Raw genomic sequence first — 21,488 nt, 5'->3', positions numbered from 1 at the left:
CCTTGGCCTCGACAGACGTAGCGATCATCGGGCTGGCGTGCAAGTTCCCCGGAGCGGCCGGCCCCGAGGCCTTGTGGCGGCTCATCCGCGACGGGCGGGAGAACACCCAATTCGCCGGGGAGGCACAGCAATTCGACGCCGACTTCTTCAACCTGTCGCCGCGCGAGGCGTGCGCGATGGACCCGAGGCAACGGCTGGCCCTCGAACTGACCTGGGAGCTGTTCGAGAACGCATTCATCGTTCCCGACACACTGCGGACAGAACCGGTTTCGGTGTACCTCGGGGTGATGACGGATGACTACGCCGCGCTGACCCTGCGCGACCTCGCCGACAACCTCGACCACCACACGTTCACCGGCATCAGCCGGGCGATGATCGCCAACCGGATCTCGTATGCCTTCGGGCTGCAGGGGCCCAGCATGACCGTCGACTCCGGCCAGTCCTCGTCCCTGGTGGCGGTGCACCTCGGATGCGAAAGCGTGCGGACCGGGCAGTCGTCGCTGGCCATCGCGGGCGGGGTTCACCTCAACCTGGCCGACGAAATCGCCATGCTGGAACGGGAATTCGGCGCCGTGTCGGTGTCCGGCCACACCTACGCTTTCGATCGGCGCGCCGACGGTTACGTGCGCGGTGAGGGCGCGGGGCTGGTGCTGCTGAAGCCCCTGCCGGCCGCGCTCGACGACGGCGATCGCATCCACGCCGTCATTCGCGGCAGCGCCGTCGCCAACGCCGGGCACAGCCCGGCCGGCCAGACCGTGCCGTCGGCGCGTGGCGAGGCCGACGTGATCCGCCGCGCGCTCGCCGACGCCGGCCTCGAGGCGGCGGACATCGACTACGTCGAGGCCCACGGCACGGGAACCAAAGTGGGTGACGCGATCGAAGCCCAAGCGCTGGGTGAGGTTTTCGGCGTGCGCGCACACGATCCGGTTCGGGTGGGATCGGTGAAGACCAACATCGGCCACGCCGGCGGCGCCGCCGGGGTGGCGGGTCTGCTCAAGGCCGTCCTGTCGATCCACCATTCGACGATTCCGCCGAGCCTCAACCATGCCGGCCCAGATCCCGAGGTGGATCTGAATCGCCTTGGACTGCAAGTCAATACCGTGGCGGTGCCCTGGCCGTCCACGCGCCACCCGCGGCGGGCCGGGGTGTCCTCGTTCGGCATGGGCGGGACGAACGCGCACCTCGTCGTGGAACAGCCTCCCGCCCAACCCGATGCGGCGCAATCGAACTCAGGCTTCACGGTGCCGTGGGTGCTCTCGGCCCGATCCGAACGCGCGCTCACCAACCAGGTGCGGCGGCTGTCGGACCACCTGGCCGAGCGGGAGGATCTCACCCCCCTCGACGTGGCCTGGTCATTGGTCAGCACCCGGGCGTCTTTCGAGCATCGCGCGGTCGTGGTGGGTGGCGATCGTGGGGAGTTGGCAACGGGATTGGCGGCGCTGGCGGCGGGGCAGCCACATTCGGGTGTGTCGGTGGGCCGGGGCATGCCGCCGGGCAAAACGGTGTTCGTCTTTCCCGGCCAGGGTTCGCAGTGGCTCGGGATGGGGCGCCAACTCTACGACCGCTTCGAGGTGTTCGCCCGCGCCTTCGACGAGGCCGTCGAAGTGGTGGACGGGCATGTGCGGCTGCCCTTGCGCGAGGTGATGTGGGGCGCGGGCCCGGAGTTGTTGCAGAGCACGGAGTTTGCCCAGCCGGCATTGTTCGCGTTGGGGATCGCGCTGGCGGCGTTGTGGCAATCCTTCGGTGTCGCACCGGATGTGGTGATGGGACATTCGGTGGGGGAGATCACCGCGGCGTGCGTGGCCGGGGCGCTGTCGCTGCCCGATGCGGCCCGGCTGGTGGCGGCCCGCGGCCGGCTGATGGGACGGCTGCCGGCCGGTGGGGTGATGGTGGCGGTCGGCGCCGGCGAGGCCGAGGTGGCCGCGTTGATGGACGGTGGGGTGAGCATCGCGGCGGTCAACGGCCCGCAGTCGGTGGTGCTCTCCGGCGAACAGACACCGGTCGCGGCGCTGGCCGATCGGCTGGCGCAAACCGGTCGGCGCGTACACCGGTTGGCGGTCTCCCACGCGTTTCATTCGCCAATGATGGAGCCCATGCTGGGCGAGTTTTCCGCGGTGGCGGCCGGCATCGAACCGCGGCGCCCCCGAGTCGAGTTGGTCTCGAACCTGACCGGGCGGCCGGCCGATGCCGAGTACGGATCGGCGCAGTACTGGGTGGAACACGTGCGCCGGCCGGTGCGCTTCTTCGAGGGGGTGCGCGCCGCCGAGGCGGGCGGCGCCGCGATTTTCCTCGAGCTGGGACCGGGCGCGGCGCTGACGGCCGCCGTGGACCAATCGCTGAGCGCCGAGCGGGCGGCGTCGCTGGCCACCATGCCCAAGGACCGCCCCGAGACGGAATCGACGCTGGCCGCCGCCGGGCAGCTGTTCACCCGCGGACTCGACCTCGACTGGGCGGGCGTCTTCGCCGGCCTGAACGCGCGGCGGGTCGAATTGCCGACGTATGGCTTTGCGCGAGAGAGGTTTTGGCTCGGCGACGGGCGCGGGCCGGGGGGATCGGGGGCCGCGCCCGCCGCCGTGACGCGCTCGCCCGACTTGGCCCAGCGGTTGCACGGCCTGCCGCGCGACGAACAGCAGCGTGTGCTGCTCGGGTTGGTGTGCGAGCACGCGGCGGCCGTGCTGGGATATCCGGGCGGACAGGCCATCGACCACGACCGCGCCTTCGGCGACCTCGGGTTCGACTCACTGACCGGGGTCGAATTGCGCAATCGCCTCACCACACATGCCGGGACGGCGTTGTCACGCACGGTGATCTTCGACTACCCGACCCCGGCCGCGCTGGCCGATCATCTTCGCCGGCAACTACTCCATGACGATCGCGAGGAATCCGACGACGAAAAACTATGGTCCGCGCTGAGGAGGATTCCTGTGCGTGAACTTCGCAGAACGGGATTGCTCGACAAACTCCTATTACTCGCCGGTGTGCCGGAAACACCCGAAGGCGACGCAAATGAACCCGGTCCCAGCGGTGACGATATCGATTCTTTGAGCCCCGACGATTTAATCGCCATGGCGCTCAATGCGGCGGAAGACGACGAAATCGAATGACGAATTCCCCGCTGGCGGACATGATTACGCGTACACCACGCGCAGTCAATCTGACATGTGTTGAATACCAGAAACTTTTGCAAGACCACAGCCAACCGAATAAACTTCCGGCATTACGCGGAATCGTGTTCACGTTGGTTGGCAATCAAGAGAGTAGAGCATGAGCGTCATCGCGGGTGTGTTCGGCGCTTTGCCGCCGCATCGGTACAGCCAACGCGAAATCACCGACCACATCGTCGAGTTCCCCGCGTTGAAGGAACACGAAGAGATCGTCCGGCGTCTGCACGCCGCCGCCAAGGTCAACAGCCGCCACTTCGTCCTGCCGCTCGAGCGGTACCACGCGCTGACCGACTTCGGTGATGCCAATGAGGTCTTCATCGACAAGGCCGTGGAACTTGGCTGCGACGCGCTGCTCGGCGCCCTCGACGAGGCGGGGCTCGTCCCGCAAGACATCGACACGATCGTCACCACGACCGTCACCGGCGTCGCGGTGCCGTCGCTCGACGCCCGGATCGTGGGGCGCCTCGGCCTGCGCCCGGACGTGCGCCGCGTGCCGCTGTTCGGGCTGGGCTGCGCCGGCGGGGCGGCGGGGGTCGGCAGGCTGCACGACTACCTGCGTGGCGCCCCCGACGGCGTCGCCGCCCTGGTGTCGGTCGAGCTGTGCTCGCTGACCTTCCCCGCGGTCGGCCCGACGGTGTCGGGGCTGGTCGGGACCGCGATGTTCGGCGATGGTGCCGCCGCGGTGGTCGCCGTCGGCGACCGTCGCGCCGAGCAGCTGAGCGCGGCCGGGCCCGACATCCTCGATTCGCGCAGCCGCCTGTACCCCGAATCGCTGCACATCATGGGCTGGAACGTCGGCTCGGCCGGCATTCAGCTGGTGATGTCGCCGGAACTGCCCGCCGTCATCGACCGGTACCTGGCCGACGACGTGAGCCGGTTCCTCGCCGCGCACCAGCTGACCAAGGACGACGTCGGCGCCTGGGTGACGCACCCCGGCGGCCCCAAAGTCATCAATACCATCGCCAAGTGCCTCGAGCTGCCGCCGGAGGCGCACGAGCTGACCTGGCGCTCGCTCGGCGAAATCGCGAACCTGTCGTCCGCGTCGGTGCTGCACATCCTGCGGGACACCATCGCCAAGCCACCGCCCGGCGGAAGCCCCGGGCTGATGATCGCGACGGGACCCGGCTTCGGGTCCGAACTGGTGCTGCTGCGCTGGCACTGAGCGGGTCGCTTCCGTAGGCGGCCGGTGTTGTCGGTGGTGGCTGTGATGATGACAGCATGTCGTCGATCGCGTCCGCTGAGGCCGTGGTGGTCACTGCGAGTGACCGTCTTGAGGTGCTGTTCGGGGAGTTGGCGGAGTTGGCGGGTCAGCGCAATGCGATTGATGGGCGCATTGTGGAGATCGTCGCCGAGATTGATCGTGACCAATTGTGTGGTGTGACCGGGGCGCGCTCGGTGCCGGCGTTGGTGGCCTGGAAGCTGGGCTGCTCGTCGGCCAACGCGCACACGATCGCCACCATCGCGGGCAGGCTCGAGGAGTTCCCGCGCTGCACCGCCGGCCTGCGGGAGGGTCGGCTGTCGGCCGATCAGGTCGGGGTGATCGCGGCGCGCGCCGGGCAGGGATCCGATGAGCATTACGCGCAGCTGGCCGCGGTCGCGACGGTCAATCAGCTGCGTACCGCGGTCAAGCTGGAACCGCGACCCGAACCTGAACCTCGGTCCGAGTCAGAGTCCGAGTCCGAGCTCGAACCTCGGCCCGAGATCGAGCCTGAGCGTTCGATCACTACGACCGCCACTGAGTGGGGCGCCTGTTATCGGATCACGCTGGGCCACTTGGATGCCGCGAAGTTCGACGCCGCTTTGGCGTCTCATCGTGAGGCGCTGATCGCCGAGTGGAAACACGACCACGCAAACGGCGCGGGCGTTTCCGATCAGCGGCCCCCGTTGCCCAGCACCGTCGATGCGTTCATGCGGCTGGTCGAGGCGGGTTGGGACGCCGAGGCCGCCCGTCGCCCGCATGGGCAGCACACCACCGTGGTGGCCCACCTCGACGTCGGGCAGCGCGTGGCAACCCTGCATCTGGGTCCGCTGCTCTCGGATGCCGAACGCCGCTTGTTGACCTGCGATGCCACCTGTGAGGTCTGGTTCGAACGCGACGGGCAGGTTATTGGGGCCGGGCGGGTGACGCGGGTGATCAATCGGCGGCTTCGCCGCGCGCTGGAATATCGCGACCGCACGTGCGCGGTGCCCGGCTGCGGGGCCACCCGGGGCCTGCACGCGCATCACCTGTGGCACTGGGAGGACGGTGGCCCCACGGAGTTGGCCAACCTGGTGCTGGTCTGCCCCTATCACCACCGGTTGCATCACCGGGGCGTTATCACCCTCACCGGACCCGCAGACGCCCTGACCGTGACCGACGACGCCGGCCGGGTACTGAGCCCGGGCTCACTGGCACACCCACCCACCCGACCCCCGCCCGCGGTGCCGCCGTGTCCGGGACCTACCGGGGAACGCGCCGACTGGTGGTGGTATGACCCCTTCCAACCCCAACCACCACCGACAAACAACTAGCCCGGCCAGTGCTAGCGATCAAACACGTTGGTGCATAACGAAATTCGTTCGCACCACCAGGTCGCACACCTACACCGCATCACGAAAGCTGTAGCCGCTCACCGCTATTCGAGCAATTCCGAAAGCTCCAGCCAACGGCTCTCGGTCGCGGCGACCTCGTCTTCGAGCGCGCGCAGCTCCTGCGTGAGCCGGGTGATGCCGACATGGTCGGACTGGTCGTGGGCGGCGAGTTCGTGGTGTTTGTCCTCGATCCGGTCCGCCAGCCGCGCGAGCTGGCGGTCGAGGGAGGCTACTTCTTTCTCGGCGGCGCGGCGCTGGGCGCCCGACATCGCGGGCCGCGACGCCTGCGACGGCTGCGACTCCTGCGCCGACCGCGAAGCCTGCGCCGGCCGCGCCTCTTCGGTGCCCGCCCCGTCCTGCCGCCGCTCGGCCAGCCGCAGGTACTCGTCGACGCCGCCGGGCAGGTGCCGCAACCGGCCGTCGAGCACCGCGTACTGCTGATCGGTGACCCGCTCCAGCAGATAGCGGTCGTGCGAGACGACGATCAGCGTTCCCGCCCAGGAGTCGAGCAGATCCTCCATTGCCGCCAGCGTGTCGGTGTCCACGTCGTTGGTCGGCTCGTCGAGCAGCAACACGTTGGGCTCGGACAGCAACGTGAGCATCAGCTGCAGCCGCCGACGCTCGCCGCCGGAGAGATCCGCCACGCGGGCGGACAGCTGGCCGCGTCCGAAGCCGAGCCGCTCGAGCAGCTGGGCCGGGGTCACCTCACGGCCGTCGACCTGGTAGGCGCCGGGCAGCCGGCCCAGCACGTCGGCGATCCGGTCGTCGTCGACCGCGCCCAGCGCGTCGCCCTGTTGGTCGAGGACCGCCAGCCGCACCGTCTTGCCGCGTTTGACGCGGCCGGCATCGGGCGCGATCGTGCCGTCGATCAACCCCAGCAGCGTGGACTTCCCGGCGCCGTTGGCCCCGACGATGCCGGTGCGCTCGCCCGGGGCGATCCGCCACTCGACGTCGCGCAGCACCGGCCGGCCGCCAAACGAGACCGACACGTCGAGCAGATCGATCACGTCCTTGCCGAGCCGGGCGCTCGCCAACTTGGCCAACTCGACGGTGTCACGCAGCGGCGGCACGTCGGCGATCAGCTGGTTGGCGGCCTCGATCCGGAACTTGGGCTTGGAGGTCCGCGCCGGGGCGCCGCGACGCAGCCACGCCAGCTCCTTGCGCATCAGGTTCTGCCGCTTGGCTTCGGCGGCGGCGGCCATCCGGTCTCGCTCGACGCGCTGCAGCACGTAGGCCGCGTACCCGCCGTCGAACGGCTCGACGATCCCGTCGTGCACCTCCCACGTCGTGGTGGCGACCTCATCGAGGAACCAGCGGTCGTGGGTGACGAGCAGCAGCCCGCCGGTGTTGCGCGCCCAGCGCCCCTTCAGGTGGCCGGCCAGCCAGGTGATCCCCTCGATGTCCAGGTGGTTGGTGGGCTCGTCGAGCGCGATGACGTCCCATTCGCCCACCAGCAACCTGGCCAGCTGCACCCGCCGGCGCTGCCCACCGGAGAGCGTGGCAACCGTTGCGTCCCAAGCGATGTCGGAGACCAGCCCGGTGACCACGTCGCGGACCCGCGGGTCGCCGGCCCACTGGTGTTCGGCGGCGTCGCCGACCAGGGTCCACCCCACGGTGTGGTCGGGGTCCAGGGTGTCGGCCTGGCTTAGCGCGCCGACCCGCAGCCCGCTGCGCCGGGTGACCCGGCCGGAGTCGGGCTGTTGCTGGCCGGTGAGCAGCCGCAGCAGGCTGGACTTGCCGTCGCCGTTGCGCCCGACGATGCCGATTCGCGCGCCGTCGTTGACCCCGAGCGTGATCGACCCGAACACCACCCGGGTCGGGTATTCGAGGTGTACGGCCTCGGCTCCGAGTAGGTGCGCCACCGGCCCGACCCTACTGGCGCGTGCTATTCCAGCGTCAGCAGCGCCTGGTCCACATGGCTTTGCGTTTCCGCTGACGCCTTGCTGGCCACGGCGTCCAGGAAGCGGCCGGCGACGTCGCGCACCTTGAGGTTGGACTCCTGGGAACGCCACACCAGGATGTCGAACGCCCGCTCGGCGGAAATGCCGTAGGTGACCATCAGCACGCCCTTGGCCTGCTCGATGCGGGCTCGGGCGTCGGCGACCGCCGACAGCACGTTGGTGATGTCGGTGTGCAGCGAGTCGGTGACGTCGACGTAGAAGCCGGACGTGCCGGCCAGCGCACCGGCGTCGTCGACCATCCGATCCCCGGCGACGACGACGCAGTGGGTGCGCCCGGCGGTGTCGATGATGCGGTGTCGGCTGCTGAACGGCTTCCCCTTAATCACCCGCTCCAGCACGGCGGCCACCCGTTCGCGGTCCTCGGGATGCTTGTGTTGCAGCAACAGTTCCGTGGTGGGCTGCACCTGTCCGGGCTTGTAGCCGTGCATGCGCGCCACCGCGTCCGACCATTCCCAGCGATGGCCGTCCAGAAAGAACCGGAACCGGCCGACGCGCTGCGGATCGCCGAGACCGAGCACCGAGTCGACCGCGCTGAGGTCGCGCTCCTCGACGACGTCACGCATGAGCGCCTCGTGGCGCTCCACGGTTTCGTCGTCCGAGTTCACTTTCATCGCGCCTTGCTCCATTTCCGTTTGTGAAAACCCTGGCGTATCGGTTCCCGTTTTTTGCCCCGTCCATGCCTGCCGGCAGCGGCGGGGTTCTCAGGCCACCCGGTACCGCTCGGCGTCGCTGTGCTTGAACTCCAGGCCGAACCCGGGCCGGTGTTGATCCGGCCGCAGGGCGCCGCCCTCGGGGGCGAGCGCGCCCTCGAAGAGCATGTGCTCGATGCGGTGGTGATCGTGGAAGTACTCCAGGTGCCGCAGATTCGGGATGGCGGTGGCGACGTGGGCGTGCAGGTTGGGGGCGCAGTGCCCGGAGACGTCCACGTTGCGGGCGGCGGCCACGGCGGCGGCGCGCACCCAGTCGGTGATGCCCCCGCAGCGGGTGACGTCGATCTGCAGGCAGTCGACCGCGCCGGCGGCCAGCATTCGGTGGAAATAGGCCAGGTCATAGCCGTATTCGCCGGCGGTGACGTCCGGGGTCACCTGGTCGCGCACCTCGCGGAGCCCGGCCAGGTCGTCCGAGGAGACGGGTTCTTCGAACCACGTGACGTCATGATCGGCCATGGCGTGGGCCACCCGGATCGCCTGCTTGCGTTGGTAGGCTCCGTTGGCGTCGACGTAGAGTTCGGTGCCGGGCCCTATCACCTTGCGTGCCAAGGCTATTCGATCAAGATCGCGACGCTCGTCGGAGCCCCATGACTCGCCGATCTTGATTTTGACGCGCGGGATCTGCCACTCGTCGACCCAGCGTTCGAGCTGGGCGCGGGTGGTGCGTTCGTCATACGTGGTGAAGCCGCCGCTGCCGTAGATCGGCACCGCGGGATGCGCCATGCCGAGCAGTCGGCACACCGGCAGCGCCAGCAGCTTGCCCTTGAGGTCCCACAGCGCGGTGTCGATCGCCGAAATCGCGCACGACACCAACCCCGGCCGCCCGTTGTTGCGCATCGCCTTGACCATCGACTCCCACCGGGCGGGGATGTCGACGGCGTTGTGCCCGGTGAGCGTGCCGGCCAGCGGCCCGGTGATCAGCTTGCCGCAGGCGCCGTCGCCATAGGTGTAGCCGATTCCGCGCTCGCCTCCGGCCGACACCTCGGCCAGCACCAGCGTGGTCGACGACCAGGCCAGGGTCCCGTCGGCTTCCGGTGCGTCGGTGGGGATCTTGTAGACCTGCGCGCTGACCTCGTCGATGGTCGTGTCGAGCCGGGCGGCGGTCGTCATCGCGCCCACCGGCGGCCGGCGCGCGCCGCGAGCCACGCGCCCACACCCGCGGCGCCCAGCGCGCCGGTGCCGCTGACGACCGGGTGCTGCGACGCCCACAGCTGCGGGCTGTGGGTGTGCGACTCGTCGTCGAATTCGCCGCGGGCGCCGTGATCGCTGCCGGGTTGCGAGTCGAGCGGTTCCCAGAGGTTGTGGGGCCGGCCGGCGCTGACGTGCTCCTCGGTCTGCTGCGAGTCGTATCCGGTGCGGCCGAGGTAGCGGTCCAGCAGCGGCGCGACGAACTTCTGCGCCAGCAGCGTCACCATGGTGGAGTCGCCGACCCAATACTGTTTGCGCCCTGGGTGATCCGCGGCGTACAGCACGCCGCGGGCGGCGACCTCGGGCTGATAGATCGGCGGCACCGGTTGGGGGTGGCGGGGCAGCCGGGACAGCACCCACGAGAACTGCGGGGTGTTGACCGCGGGCATCTGCACCACGGTGATCCGCACCTTCGAGCCCTCGTGAAGCAGCTCGCAGCGCACCGACTCGGTGAACCCGTTGATGGCGTGTTTGGCTCCGCAGTAGGCCGATTGGAGCGGGATGGATCGTTGCCCGAGCGCGGAGCCGACCTGCACGATGGTGCCGCGGTCGCGGGGGCGCATCTTGGCCAGCGCGGCCATGGTGCCGTGCACGTAGCCGAGGTAGGACACCTCGGTCACGCGTTTGAACTCCTCGGGGCTGATCTCGGTGAACGGCGCGAACACCGAGGTGAACGCGACGTTGACCCACACGTCGATGGGACCGAATGCGGCTTCGGCCTCGTCGGCGGCGGCGACGACGGCCGCGTGGTCGGCCACGTCGGTCGGGATGGCCAGGGCTTTGCCGCCGCCGTTCTCGACGTCACGGGCCGCGCCTTCCAGCCCGGCGGCGCCGCGGGCGAGCAGGGCGACGTTCGCGCCGCGCTGCCCGAACTCCTTCGCGGTGGCGCGCCCGATGCCGGCGCTGGCTCCCGTGATCACCACTGTCTGAGTCATCGCAATCCCTTTCGCTCGGTGTCGGGCACCCGATCAGTCATGGTGGGCGGCGTCGTCGGTGAGGGTGGCGGTGCATTCCAGCATCAGCGCGTGCGCGAATGCCTGTGGGAGGTTGCCGCGGAGCTGGCGCTGCTGCACGTCGTATTCCTCGCAGAACAGGCCCGGCGGCCCGCAGGCGGTGCGGTTGCGCTCGAACCACCGCATCGCGCAATGGGCATGGCCCTGTTGGTGTTCGGCCAGCGCCATCATGAACCCGCAGAGCAGGAACGCTCCCTCGGCGTCGCCGAGGTCGCGTTCGTCGTGCCGGAAGCGGTAGACGAACCCGTCGTCGGCGAGTTCCCGGCGAACGGCGTCCAGCGTGGCGATGGTCCGCGGGTCGTCGGCGGGCACGGCCCCGCGCACCGGCGGCAGCAGCAGCGATGCGTCGACCCCCTTCTGCCCGGGGCTGCGTTGCCAATACCCGTGCGGGTGCAGGCTTTCCGATGCGGTCTCGGCGAGGATCGCGTCGGCCAGCGGAGCGCACGCAGCCACCTCGGGTCCGGCGCCGGCCAGTTTCGCGACGGCGCGTAACCCCCCCACGCAGGCCAGACGTGACTGCGTCCAGCGCTCGTTGTCGATCTCCCAGACGCCCGCATCCGGTTCGCGCCAACGCTTTTCGATGGCCTTGATCGCGGTCTGCGCCGCGCGCCAGCCGTCGGCATCGAGTCGGTCGGCGGCGCCCGCCTTGGCCAGCAGCTGGAGTGCCTCGCCGAAGGCATCCAGCTGGAATTGCTGATTGACCCAGTTGCCGATCTTGTCGGCGCCGCCGGGATAGCCGGGCAGGTCGAGCGTTTCCTCCCCGGGCACGGCGCCGCCGGTGATGGTGTAGGCGGGCTTGAGGTTCGGGCCGTCCTCGAGCAGCCGGGCGCTGATGAACTCCACCGCCCGGTCGAGCAGCTCGGTCGTGCCGACGGCGGCGGCGGCCATGCCCGCGTACACCTGGTCGCGGATCCAGGAATAGCGGTAGTCGTAATTCTGGTTGGAGTGCGCGCGTTCGGGCAGGCTCATGGTGGCGGCGGCGACCATGCCGCCGCCGCTGCTGGTCAGTCCCCGCAGCACGGCGTAGGAGCTGCGCCCGTCGCGGGGAGCGATGGTGCAGCTCAGCTCGGGCACACTGCGCTGCCAGGCCGCGGGGGTGGCCTCCCAGGCCAGGTCGGGGTCCGGGGGCTGGTCGGGCAGTGCGTGTTCCGACAGTTCGAGCACCAGGTCGTGGTGCTGGCCCTCCTCGAGTGTGATCTCACAGGTGAGCAACTCGCCCTTCTCCTGGGCGGCCCGGACGGGGCGCGCGTCGCAACCGGCCTGCCAGCGCCAGCGCAGCGGCCCCGAGCGGGCGCTCCACACCCGGTCATGAACGGTCGCCTTGCCGGGGCCGTGCCGGCCGAATCCCGCACTCGGCGCCAGCAGCACCCGCACCCGCGCCGTCCCGCGGCAGCCGGTGAGCCGCCGCAGCAGCACCGCCCGGTCCGGGTCGCCCGGAAAGGCCAGCGCGTCACGGCATTCCACGATGCCGTCGCGGGTGGTCCACCGGTTGCGCCAGATCAGGCTGCCCGGTTCGTAGTAGCCGCCCCAGACGTGCCGCACGTCGGTCGGGGTGACGGCGTAAACCCCGCCGCCGCCAATGAGATTGGAGAAGACGGCGTCGGAATCCCAGTGCGGCGCGCACATCCACGCCACGTCGCCCTGCGGTCCGATCAGCGCGCCCCGCTCGCCGTCTGCGAGCAGCGCGTACTCGCGCAGCACGCGGGGGGCGAAGGTGGTCGCGGTGTCGATCTTCAGGTCAGCCACGGGCTCCAGCCTTCGACCCCCGCCCCACGCCGGTATCGATCTTTCCGGTGGCCATTCGTTCGGCGAGCCGCGAGGCCAACGCCATGATCGTCAGCGCGGGATTGGCGGAACCCTGGGTGGGGCACACCGAGCCGTCGGCGAGAAACAGGTTCGGCATGCCCCAGACCCGGTGATCGGAGTCGACCACCGAATTCTGTGGCCCGGTGCCCATGCGGGCGCCGCCGATCAGGTGGGCGAAGCGCTCGATGGTCAGCACGTCCTGGGCGTCGGCGGCGTGCAGGATGTCGCCGATCACCTTGGTGGAGTAGGCCATGTTGGCCTTGTCGTTGTCGCAGAGCGTGTAGTCGAACCGGGCGACCGGGATGCCGTACGGGTCCTTCTCTTCGGCCAGCGTCACCCGATTGTCCGGCAGCGGTAACAACTCGTTGAGCACGCCGACGGTCGCCCAGTGGTTGTAGTCGCGCATGTACTCGCGCAGGGCGCGGCCCCAGTGCCCGTCCGCCATCACGTGTTCGGCCCAGCCGATGGGCATGGGCGACACCGTCTGGATGGAGAACCCGCGGGCGAACCCGCGAGAGAGGTCGGTCTCGTAGAACTGTTCGGAGGTCACCTCCGGGGGAGGCGCCTTGTACATCCGGACCTCCTCGGACCAGCGGCCCGCGGACTGGGTGGCGCCCTGCACCATCACGTAGCGCCCGACCTGATCGTCGTTGTTGCCCAACCCGTTCGGAAAGCGCTCGCTCACCGAGTTCAACAACAGGCGCGGTGTTTCGATCGAATACCCAGCTACGGCAACAACTTTGGCGCGCTGCAACCGTTCTTTGCCGCCCACCTCGTCGTAGTAGACCACACCCCGCGCCGCGCCCGTCTCGTCGAGTTCGACGCGCGAGGCCATGCAGTTGGCGCGGATCTCCACGTCGTGGGCCAGCGCGTCGGGAAGGTGCGTGACGTACGGGCTGGCCTTGGCGTTGACCTTGCAGCCCTGCAGGCAGTAGCCGCGGTAGATGCAGTGCGGGCGGTTGCCGAACGTGCCGTTGACGATGCCCACAGGCCCCACCCGCATCTCAATACCGAGCTTGAGCGCGCCCCGCCAGATTTTGGCTGCCGCCCCCGAAATGGGATGCGGGGCAAAGGGATAGCGATGCGGGTCGCCCCACGGCCAATTCTGGCCGGCCACCGGCAACTCGAGCTCGACCTGCTCGTAGTGGGGTCGGATGTCCTCGTAGCGCAGGGGCCAGTCGGCGCCCACCCCGTCGAGGGTGCGGGTCGCGAAATCGCTGGGGTGGAACCGCGGGGTGTAGCCGGCGTAGTGCACCATGGAGCCGCCCACCCCGCGCCCGGAGTTGTTCTTGCCCAGCTCAATTGGGTCGTCACCGCCGATGATGCGCTTCTGGGTCCAGTACAGCGCGTGGGAGCCGGCCTCGTCGGACACCCAGTCCTCGTCGGGGTGCCAGAAAGGGCCGGCCTCGAGGATCACGACCCGCCAGCCGGCGCGCGCCAGCCGCTGCGCCAGCACCGAGCCGCCGGCGCCGGCCCCGACGACCACCAGGTCGACCTCGTCGTCGTCGCGGTAGCGGCGCATGGTCTTTTCGCCGGGCAGGTCGCGCGAGTGCACGTCGAGCAGGAACCGCGACTCGTTGTCCTTCGGGCCGACGGCCCCCTTGAGCAGGCCCCGCCAGAAGTCGCCCATCACAACTCACCGTTCTGCACGACCTGCACGGGGTCTTCGTCGGTGGCGCCGGGCATCTCGTACGGTTCGCGCGCGGCGTCGGGCCCGGTGGCGCCGCCCAGGCGCATGAATCCGCGCGGGTAGGCGGGGCCGCCGAACCCGATCTCGTTCCAGGCCCACGGGTGGGAGTAGAAGCCGGACAGCGTCATTCGCATGCACACCGACCAGGCGCGCTTGACGTTCAGGTTCTCCCAGGCGCCGCCCTCCAGCTCGCCCTGCGAGAACTGCCCGACGATCTGTTCGCGGGTTTCGGTCCCGGCGGCGGCGAAGGAGGATGCGCCGTATCTGGCGGCGGTCTCGTCGAGCCCGCGCAGCACCAACCGCCACGTGTCGCGGTCGTCGGGCATGTCCGCGTACTGGTAGCCGTCGAGGCGCCCGTCGGCGAGCTTGGAGTCGACCGATTCGGCCGCCGGGACGCGCGGCTCGGCGTCCTGCGCGAGCACCGTGTCGCAGAACGCGCGCAGGCACGGCTCCTCCTCTGCGGTGAAAAACCGCAGGGGGCCGGGAGGTTCGAGCCGGGCCAGCACGACTTTCCTGGTGGCCTCGTCCCAGGTGCCGGCGGTTTCCAGCACGTCGAAATCGGGGTAGCGCCCGATCATCTGGGGTGTGGTGCCGCGGCGCTGCTTGGGCAGCCAGGACGGGTGCGGCGGCTTGCCGTGGGGGCGCAGGTTGGGCAGGTGGTCGGGGCGTGAGGTGTCAGCCATCTCAGTGATCCCGATGCCTAACCCCGGAACCGTTCGCGGCGCAGGATCGACGCCAGCAGCCCCATTCCGCCGACCATGCACATCAATCCCGGCGCCGCGATCGGCGGGCCCATGGGCACGTTGTAGGACGCGTGCTTCCATCCGCCCGGCTTGCGGGCGACGCCGCGCGCGTGCAGGTATTCGCCCATCAGACCGTTGGCCGTGTAGATGCCGGCGGTGATCGGGAGCCACAGCTTGGCCCAGCGCCGCGAGAACACGCCCCCGACGCCGGCGACGACCACCGGCGGCGTCACCACGATCGGGCTCCACATCCACTTGTTGCCGAAGCTCGCCTTGTAGTGCTCGAAGTAGATTTCGGCCGTCGTGACGAGCGCCGCAACGGCGGTCAGCCCGGACAGCGAGCGTTCGAAACGACCGTGTGCGACGTCGTACAGCGCCCGCTCGGCCAGGTGCGAGACCTCGCCCAGTCCGTCACTTCCGGCGGTGCGGCCTTTGCGCCGTCCGCCGCTGCCGAGCAACAACATGTGAAGTCCCTTCTGCGCTTGCGTCGTGCCGGATCACCGGCCCGGGCTGGTTTCCTGGGTGAGTCGTGGGGGGCGCAGCGGCACTGCGCTGGGGTGTGCCGTGACCGTGCCGGCCGAGTACGTCCATCGCGTCATGCAGTGACCTCTCCTTCGGGCTGGAAGGAACGCGGTCCGGCGGTCTCATAGCGCCCAGCTGTGGATTTCAACCGAAACGGTCGCGACGACGCGTCGTGACCGAAGCGCATCGACTGCGTACCCCGTGCCCTGCCGCACAAACTGGCGCGCAGGTGATTCACAGCGAGCCACCAGGCGGGGCGCCGGTGGCTAACGACCTACCGCCGCGGCACACGCCGAGTCGTCGGCCGAAGCCGACGGCGAGCCACCGCCTTCCCAGCGGAGCCCGGGTCTGTTCGCACGGCGCCCGCCGCCGCCGGATCGGTGTAACCACCGCCCTTCTAGCTGCCCAGATGTGCCATGATGTCCAAGCTGTCAAGACTCAGGGAGCAGCAGTGGATGTCAATCTTTCGATGGTCACACGACCGGTCGCGCGGCTGATCGCTACCGCGCAGAACGGGCTGGAAGTCTTGCGACTGGGGGGCTTGGAAACCGGCACGGTGCCGTCGCCGTCCCAGATCGTCGAGAGCGTGCCGATGTACAAGCTCCGGCGGTACTTCCCGCCGGACAGTCGGCCCGGCCAATCGCCCGTCGGGCCGCCGGTGCTGATGGTGCATCCGATGATGATGTCCGCCGACATGTGGGACGTCACCCGCGACGAAGGCGCGGTGGGGATCCTGCACAGCCGGGGGCTCGATCCCTGGGTCATCGACTTCGGCGAACCCGACAAGGTCGAAGGCGGCATGCGCCGCACGCTGGCCGATCACATCGTCGCGCTCAGTCAGGCCATCGACACGGTCCGGGACACCACGGGCAGCGACATCCATCTGGTCGGCTATTCGCAGGGCGGCATGTGGTGTTACCAGGTCGCCGCCTACCGGCGTTCGAAGAGCCTGGCCAGCATCGTCACCTTCGGCTCCCCGGTCGACACCCTGGCCGCCTTGCCGATGGGCATCCCGGCAAACTTCGCCGCGCCCGCCGCCAACTTCATGGCCGACCACGTCTTCAGCCGGCTGGCCATCCCCAGCTGGATGGCGCGCACCGGCTTCCAGATGCTCGACCCCCTCAAGACCGCCAAGGCGCGGGTCGACTTCGTCCGCCAGCTGCACGACCGCGAGGCGCTGCTGCCGCGCGAGCAGCAGCGGCGCTTCCTCGAACGCGAAGGCTGGATCGCGTGGTCCGGTCCCGCGATCTCCGAGCTGCTCAAGCAGTTCATCGCCCACAACCGGATGATGACCGGGGGTTTCGCCGTCAACGGACAGATGGTCACCCTGACCGACATCACCTGCCCGGTGCTGGCCTTCGTCGGCGAGGTCGACGACATCGGCCAGCCGGCCTCGGTGCGCGGCATCCGGCGCGCGGCACCGGACGCCGACGTCTACGAATCCACCATCCGCACGGGCCATTTCGGCCTGGTCGTCGGGTCCAAGGCGGCCCAACAAAGCTGGCCGACCGTCGCGGAATGGGTGCGATGGCTGTCCGCCGGCGGCGATAAGCCCACCAGCATCGCGCCGATGGCCGACCAGCCCGCCGAGCACACCGACAGCGGCGTGGCGCTGAGCTCCCGGCTCGCGCACGGCATCGGGGAGGCCTCCGAGGCGGCGCTGGGCATGGTCCGCGGCGCGGCCAACACCGTCGTCGCGGCCAACAAATCCGTGCGCACCCTGGCCGTCGAAACGGCCCGCACGCTGCCACGACTGGTCCGGCTGGGGCAGATCAACGACCACACCAGGATCTCGCTGGGCCGCATCATCGAGGAGCAGGCGCACGACGCCCCGCAGGGCGAATTCCTGTTGTTCGACGGGCGGGTGCATACCTACGAGGCGGTGAACCGGCGCATCAACAACGTCGTCCGCGGCCTCATCGAGGTCGGGGTGCGCCAGGGCGACCGGGTCGGCGTGCTGATGGAGACCCGGCCCAGCGCGCTGGTGGCCATCGCCGCGCTGTCCCGCCTGGGCGCCATCGCGGTGGTGATGCGGCCCGACGCCGACCTGGCCGCCTCGGTGCGGCTCGGGGGAGTGACCGAGATCCTCACCGACCCCACTAACCTCGACGCGGTGCTGGAGTCGGACGGGCAACTGCTGCGGCAGGTGCTGGTGCTCGGCGGCGGCGAGACGCGGGACCTGCACCTGCCCGAGGACTCCGACGAGCAGCCCCAGGTCATCGACATGGAACAGATCGACCCGGACGCCGTCGAGCTGCCCGGCTGGTATCGGCCCAACCCGGGGCTGGCCCGGGACCTGGCGTTCATCGCGTTCAGCTCGGCCGGCGGCGAGCTGGTGGCCAAGCAGATCACCAACTACCGCTGGGCGGTCTCGGCGTTCGGTACGGCCTCGACGGCCGCCCTCGACCGCCGCGACACCGTGTACTGCCTGACACCGCTGCACCACGAGTCCGCGCTGCTGGTCAGCCTGGGCGGCGCGGTGGTCGGCGGCACCCGCATCGCGCTGTCGCGCGGCCTGGACCGGACCCGATTCATCCAGGAGGTGCGCCAGTACGGCGTCACCGTGGTGTCCTACACCTGGGCCATGCTCGGCGAGATCCTCGACAACCCGGCCGATCCGCCCTTCGTCCTGCACGGCAACCACCCGGTGCGCCTGTTCATCGGCTCCGGCATGCCGACCGGGCTGTGGGGGCGTGTCGTCGAGGCGTTCGCGCCCGCTCACGTCGTCGAGTTCTTCGCCACCACCGACGGTCAGGCGGTGCTGGCCAACGTGTCCGGCGCCAAAATCGGCAGCAAGGGCCGCCCGCTGCCGGGTGCCGGGCGCATCGAGTTGGGCGCCTACGACACCGAACACGACCTGATCCTGGAAAACGAGCGGGGCTTCGTGCAGATCGCCGAACCCAAACAGGTCGGGGTTCTGCTCGCCGCGTCCAACGGCCCGATCGATCCGAGCGCCTCCGTCAAGCGCGGGGTGTTCGCCGCCGGCGACACCTGGATCTCGACCGAGTACCTCTTCTACCGCGACGACGACGGCGACTACTGGCTGGCGGGCCGGCGCGGCTCGGTGGTGCGGACCCCGCGGGGGCTGGTCTACGCCGAGCCGGTCACCGACGCGCTGGGTTGCATCAACGGCGTCGACCTCGCGGTGACCTACAACGTGCCCGTGCGCGACCACGAGGTGGCGGTGTCGGCGGTGACGCTGTTGCCGGGCGCCTCCATCACGGCGGCCGACCTGACCGAGGCCTTCGCCAAGATCCCGATCGGGCTCGGGCCCGACATCGTCTGCGTGGTCCCGGAGATGACGCTGAGCGCGACCTACCGCCCGACCGTCAGTGCGCTGCGGGCCGCCGGGATTCCCAAGGCGGGACGGCACGTCTGGTATTTCGATGCGGAGACCGAACACTACCGCCGGCTGACTCCCGGGGTGCGTTCCGAGCTGAGCGGGGCCCGGTCATGATCGACGACGCGCTGCTGAACATCCTGGTGTGCCCGGCCGACCGCGGCCCACTGGTGTTGGTATCCCGAACGGGCGGTGGGGAAGTGCTCTACAACCCCCGGTTGCGCCGCGCCTACCGGATCGAGGACGGCATCCCGGTGCTGCTGATCGACGAGGCCCGCGACGTCGACGACGACGAGCACGCCCGGCTCATGGCGCAAGGCCCTCCGGCAGATCCCCAGTGAGGTAGCGCTGCAGGTTGGGCGCGATGATTCGCGCGACCTGCTCGGCCGGCAGCGACGCGAACGGCTCCAGTTGCAGGATGTAGCGCGCCATCACCACACCCACCAGTTGCGACGCCACGAATTGGATGCGAATAATTCCACTTCCCGGTGGATCGTCCACGCGGGCACCGACTTCGACGGCGATCACGTCCTGAATGAACGCGCGAAACAGGTTGATCTCCGACCCCGCCAGGATCGAGCGCAGCGTCGCGATGAACGCCGCGCCGATCTCGGAATCCCACAGCGGCAACAACATCGACGGAATCTGGTAGCCGAGCTCCTCGACGGGCACCTCGCGCAGCGGGCCGATGACGTCCATCGGATCGACCGGGATGTGGACGGCCGCGGCGAACAGCTGCTCCTTGGTGCCGAAGTAATGGTGCACCAACGCCGAATCCACCCCCGCCGACGCGGCCACCGCACGTATCGACGTGTTACGAATACCGTTGCGCGCGAACAATTCCCGGGCGCTAGCCAGTATCCGCTCCCGGGTATCGGAGTTCCCGGAGGGCCGGCCCCGTCGCCGGCGGCCGGTGTTGGTAGTCGTCACTGGTCGCTCGCCACAATCTCATGGTGGCGACCCGCTGCGCCCGGCTGCGTCGCGCTTGCGATCGCCACTATCTCATGGTGGCGACCCGCTGCGCCCGGCTGCGCCGCGCTTGCGATCGCCACTATCTCATGGTGGCGACCCGCTGCGCCCGGCTGCGCCGCGCTTGCGATCGCCACTATCTCATGGTGGCGACCCGCTGCGCCCGGCTGCGCCGCGCTTGCGATCGCCACTATCTCATGGTGGCGACCCGCTGCGCCCGGCTGCGCCGCGCTTGCGATCGCCACTAGCCGGTCCGTCGCCGCAGCGTCGCCGCCGCCAGGCACAGCGCCGCCAGGGCGAAGGCCAAGACCACGATGATGTCGCGCACCGCGATGAAGGTCAGCTCCGGGTGCGCACCCACCTGTTGCAGGGCCTCGAGCGCGTAGCTGGCCGGCAGCACATTGCTGATCCATTGCAGCCAGTGTGGCATCACCGCCCGCGGCACGATGATGCCGGCCAGCAGCAGCTGCGGCACCATCACCAGCGGGATGAACTGCACGGCCTGAAACTCGGTGCGCGCGAACGCACTACACAACAGGCCCAGGCCGACTCCCAGCACGGCGTTGACGATCGCGATCACGAACACCCACAACGGGCTGCCCGCCGTGTCGAAGCCGAGCAGCCAGAACGACACGATGCACGCCAGAACGGCTTGCGCCGCAGCGGCCGTCGAGAAGGCGGTGCCGTAGGCGATCAGCAGGTCGAGCCGGCGCAGCGGAGTGGTCAGGATGCGCTCCAGCGTTCCCGAGGCCCGTTCGCGTTGCATGGTGATCGCCGTGATGATGAACATCACGAACAGCGGGAACAGGCCGAGCAGGATCAGGCAGGCGTTGTTGAACGGGGTCGGGCCGCCCGGGCGGTGCGGGGCGTTTTCGAACATGAAGTACATCAGGGTGATCACCAGGACCGGCACCAACAGGATCATCGCGACGCTGCGGTGATCGGCGGCCAACTGGCGCAGGATCCGCGTCGTGGTCGCCGTATACCCGTTGAGCCCTAACCGGCTTCGCGCATGGTGCTGCGCTTGATGATGGACAGAAACGCGTCCTCCAGTGACGTGCATCCGGTGTCCTCTCGCAGTTGGGACGGGGTGGTGTGGGCGACCAGCCGGCCTTCGCGCATCAGCAGCAGGTCCCCGCAGTGGTCGGCCTCGTCCATGACGTGGCTGGAAACCAGCAATGTGGTCCCCGCGCGGGCCAATTCGGCGAACTGGTCCCACAGGTCCGCGCGCAGCACCGGATCGAGTCCCACGGTGGGCTCGTCGAGCACCAGCAGATCGGGCTGGCAGACCAGCGCGCAGGCCAGCGACACCCGGGTGCGTTGGCCACCGGACAGGTTGCCGCACAAGGCCGTTCGGTGATCGCTGAGCCCGACTCGTTCGATGGCGGCGTCGGCGGCCCGGCCGTCGAACCCGTACAGCGTGGCGAAGTAGCGAACGTTGTCGATGATGCGAAGGTCGTTGTAGATGGTCGGGTCCTGCGGCAGGTAGCCGACGCGACGGCGCAGTTCGGCGCTGCCGGCAGGCTTGCCGAGCACGAAGACGCGGCCCGAGGTCACGATCTGGGTGCCGACGATGCATCGGATCAGCGTGGTCTTGCCGCAGCCGGACGGGCCGAGCAGGCCGGTGATGCTGCCCGCCGCGATCTGCACGGAGAAGTCGTGCAGGGCCGGGCGTTTACCGCGGATCACGCGCAGGTGATCGATCTCTACCGCCGGCTCGGCCCGGTCCGGGATTAATTCATCACGGGATGAACTCATCATGTGATGAATATTCGTCGCGCGTGGCCGCGCTGTCAAGGGGTCGCAGCATC

16 protein-coding genes are annotated in these 21,488 nt (G+C 69.4%); 5 read left to right on the top strand and 11 right to left on the bottom strand.

The genetic code is table 11. The annotated features are described in order from the left end of the window. Nucleotides 1-2 precede the first annotated feature (2 nt). The 3 genes from OCQ_RS14660 to OCQ_RS14650 all read left to right on the top strand — a co-directional run bounded on the left by OCQ_RS14660 (nt 3) and on the right by OCQ_RS14650 (nt 5,675). Complete coding sequence (locus tag OCQ_RS14660) at nt 3-3,104, top strand: type I polyketide synthase (protein ID WP_014385090.1); 3,102 nt, start codon at nt 3-5, stop codon at nt 3,102-3,104. Between the two features lie 160 nt (nt 3,105-3,264). Beyond that, the gene (locus OCQ_RS14655) at nt 3,265-4,326 is read left to right on the top strand and encodes a type III polyketide synthase (protein WP_008257608.1); all 1,062 of its coding nucleotides are present in this window, start codon (nt 3,265-3,267) and stop codon (nt 4,324-4,326) included. A 56-nt stretch (nt 4,327-4,382) separates the two neighbouring features. Continuing rightward, nucleotides 4,383-5,675, top strand: a complete 1,293-nt coding sequence (locus OCQ_RS14650) for an HNH endonuclease signature motif containing protein (RefSeq protein WP_014385089.1) — start codon at nt 4,383-4,385, stop codon at nt 5,673-5,675. Nucleotides 5,676-5,779: 104 nt separating this feature from the next. Here OCQ_RS14650 and OCQ_RS14645 read toward each other — a convergent pair whose 3' ends face one another. From OCQ_RS14645 to OCQ_RS14610, 8 genes are all read right to left on the bottom strand, one after another. Beyond that, nucleotides 5,780-7,597 (bottom strand): ABC-F family ATP-binding cassette domain-containing protein, encoded by a 1,818-nt coding sequence (locus tag OCQ_RS14645; protein ID WP_014385088.1) that lies wholly within the window; start codon nt 7,595-7,597, stop codon nt 5,780-5,782. A gap of 23 nt (nt 7,598-7,620) precedes the next feature. Continuing rightward, entirely contained in the window at nt 7,621-8,307 is a 687-nt protein-coding gene (locus OCQ_RS14640) for a PAS and ANTAR domain-containing protein (protein WP_179960077.1), read from the bottom strand. Nucleotides 8,308-8,397: 90 nt separating this feature from the next. Next, a complete protein-coding gene (locus OCQ_RS14635) occupies nt 8,398-9,516 on the bottom strand; it encodes an enolase C-terminal domain-like protein (RefSeq protein ID WP_051019787.1) in 1,119 nt (372 codons plus the stop codon). Then, on the bottom strand, nt 9,513-10,529 hold the full coding sequence (locus OCQ_RS14630; RefSeq protein ID WP_014380313.1) for an SDR family oxidoreductase: 1,017 nt from the start codon (nt 10,527-10,529) through the stop codon (nt 9,513-9,515). Before OCQ_RS14630 ends, OCQ_RS14635 begins: the two co-directional genes overlap by 4 nt. A gap of 33 nt (nt 10,530-10,562) precedes the next feature. After that, on the bottom strand, nt 10,563-12,353 hold the full coding sequence (locus OCQ_RS14625) for a glycoside hydrolase family 15 protein (RefSeq protein WP_008257603.1): 1,791 nt from the start codon (nt 12,351-12,353) through the stop codon (nt 10,563-10,565). Further along, nucleotides 12,346-14,043, bottom strand: coding sequence for a GMC family oxidoreductase (locus tag OCQ_RS14620; protein ID WP_008257601.1), 1,698 nt, complete (start codon nt 14,041-14,043; stop codon nt 12,346-12,348). Before OCQ_RS14620 ends, OCQ_RS14625 begins: the two co-directional genes overlap by 8 nt. Further along, complete coding sequence (locus OCQ_RS14615; RefSeq protein WP_008257600.1) at nt 14,043-14,786, bottom strand: gluconate 2-dehydrogenase subunit 3 family protein; 744 nt, start codon at nt 14,784-14,786, stop codon at nt 14,043-14,045. Before OCQ_RS14615 ends, OCQ_RS14620 begins: the two co-directional genes overlap by 1 nt. Before the next feature lie 17 nt (nt 14,787-14,803). Beyond that, nucleotides 14,804-15,310, bottom strand: coding sequence for a hypothetical protein (locus tag OCQ_RS14610; protein ID WP_008257599.1), 507 nt, complete (start codon nt 15,308-15,310; stop codon nt 14,804-14,806). Nucleotides 15,311-15,837: 527 nt separating this feature from the next. Between OCQ_RS14610 and OCQ_RS14605 the strand changes: the two genes are divergently transcribed. Together OCQ_RS14605 and OCQ_RS14600 are read left to right on the top strand one after the other, a co-directional pair. Beyond that, the gene (locus OCQ_RS14605; RefSeq protein WP_232065662.1) at nt 15,838-18,825 is read left to right on the top strand and encodes an acyl-CoA synthetase; all 2,988 of its coding nucleotides are present in this window, start codon (nt 15,838-15,840) and stop codon (nt 18,823-18,825) included. After that, nucleotides 18,822-19,049: a Trm112 family protein gene (locus OCQ_RS14600; RefSeq protein WP_014382737.1), complete on the top strand. Its 228-nt coding sequence runs from the start codon at nt 18,822-18,824 to the stop codon at nt 19,047-19,049. Before OCQ_RS14605 ends, OCQ_RS14600 begins: the two co-directional genes overlap by 4 nt. On the opposite strand, the gene OCQ_RS14595 is transcribed toward OCQ_RS14600, so the two are convergent. The 3 genes from OCQ_RS14595 to OCQ_RS14580 form a co-directional block, all read right to left on the bottom strand. Continuing rightward, a complete protein-coding gene (locus OCQ_RS14595; protein ID WP_026071361.1) occupies nt 19,015-19,638 on the bottom strand; it encodes a TetR/AcrR family transcriptional regulator in 624 nt (207 codons plus the stop codon). The genes OCQ_RS14600 and OCQ_RS14595 overlap by 35 nt on opposite strands. Before the next feature lie 283 nt (nt 19,639-19,921). Next, nucleotides 19,922-20,740 carry an ABC transporter permease gene (locus OCQ_RS14585; RefSeq protein WP_072501338.1) on the bottom strand — a complete coding sequence of 273 codons (819 nt, stop codon included), beginning with the start codon at nt 20,738-20,740 and terminating at the stop codon, nt 19,922-19,924. Further along, on the bottom strand, nt 20,674-21,438 hold the full coding sequence (locus OCQ_RS14580) for an ABC transporter ATP-binding protein (RefSeq protein WP_014382735.1): 765 nt from the start codon (nt 21,436-21,438) through the stop codon (nt 20,674-20,676). The genes OCQ_RS14585 and OCQ_RS14580 overlap by 67 nt, the downstream gene beginning before the upstream one ends. Between the last annotated feature and the right edge of the window lie 50 nt (nt 21,439-21,488).

It is taken from the genome of Mycobacterium paraintracellulare (assembly GCF_000276825.1).
GTDB lineage: Bacteria > Actinomycetota > Actinomycetes > Mycobacteriales > Mycobacteriaceae > Mycobacterium > Mycobacterium intracellulare.
The sequence above is the reverse complement of the archived record's forward strand: the minus strand, read 5'-3'. Positions and strand labels throughout refer to the sequence as shown.

Excerpts from the sequence above, each read along its gene's own strand:
- OCQ_RS14655 (WP_008257608.1), top strand. The coding sequence starts at position 3,265 with ATGAGCGTCATCGCGGGTGTGTTCGGCGCTTTGCCGCCGCATCGGTAC.
- OCQ_RS14650 (WP_014385089.1), top strand. The coding sequence starts at position 4,383 with ATGTCGTCGATCGCGTCCGCTGAGGCCGTGGTGGTCACTGCGAGTGAC.
- OCQ_RS14640 (WP_179960077.1), bottom strand. The coding sequence starts at position 8,307 with ATGAAAGTGAACTCGGACGACGAAACCGTGGAGCGCCACGAGGCGCTC.
- OCQ_RS14635 (WP_051019787.1), bottom strand. The coding sequence starts at position 9,516 with ATGACGACCGCCGCCCGGCTCGACACGACCATCGACGAGGTCAGCGCG.
- OCQ_RS14630 (WP_014380313.1), bottom strand. The coding sequence starts at position 10,529 with ATGACTCAGACAGTGGTGATCACGGGAGCCAGCGCCGGCATCGGGCGC.
- OCQ_RS14620 (WP_008257601.1), bottom strand. The coding sequence starts at position 14,043 with ATGGGCGACTTCTGGCGGGGCCTGCTCAAGGGGGCCGTCGGCCCGAAG.
- OCQ_RS14615 (WP_008257600.1), bottom strand. The coding sequence starts at position 14,786 with ATGGCTGACACCTCACGCCCCGACCACCTGCCCAACCTGCGCCCCCAC.
- OCQ_RS14610 (WP_008257599.1), bottom strand. The coding sequence starts at position 15,310 with ATGTTGTTGCTCGGCAGCGGCGGACGGCGCAAAGGCCGCACCGCCGGA.
- OCQ_RS14605 (WP_232065662.1), top strand. The coding sequence starts at position 15,838 with ATGGTCACACGACCGGTCGCGCGGCTGATCGCTACCGCGCAGAACGGG.
- OCQ_RS14600 (WP_014382737.1), top strand. The coding sequence starts at position 18,822 with ATGATCGACGACGCGCTGCTGAACATCCTGGTGTGCCCGGCCGACCGC.
- OCQ_RS14585 (WP_072501338.1), bottom strand. The coding sequence starts at position 20,740 with ATGCACGTCACTGGAGGACGCGTTTCTGTCCATCATCAAGCGCAGCAC.
- OCQ_RS14580 (WP_014382735.1), bottom strand. The coding sequence starts at position 21,438 with ATGATGAGTTCATCCCGTGATGAATTAATCCCGGACCGGGCCGAGCCG.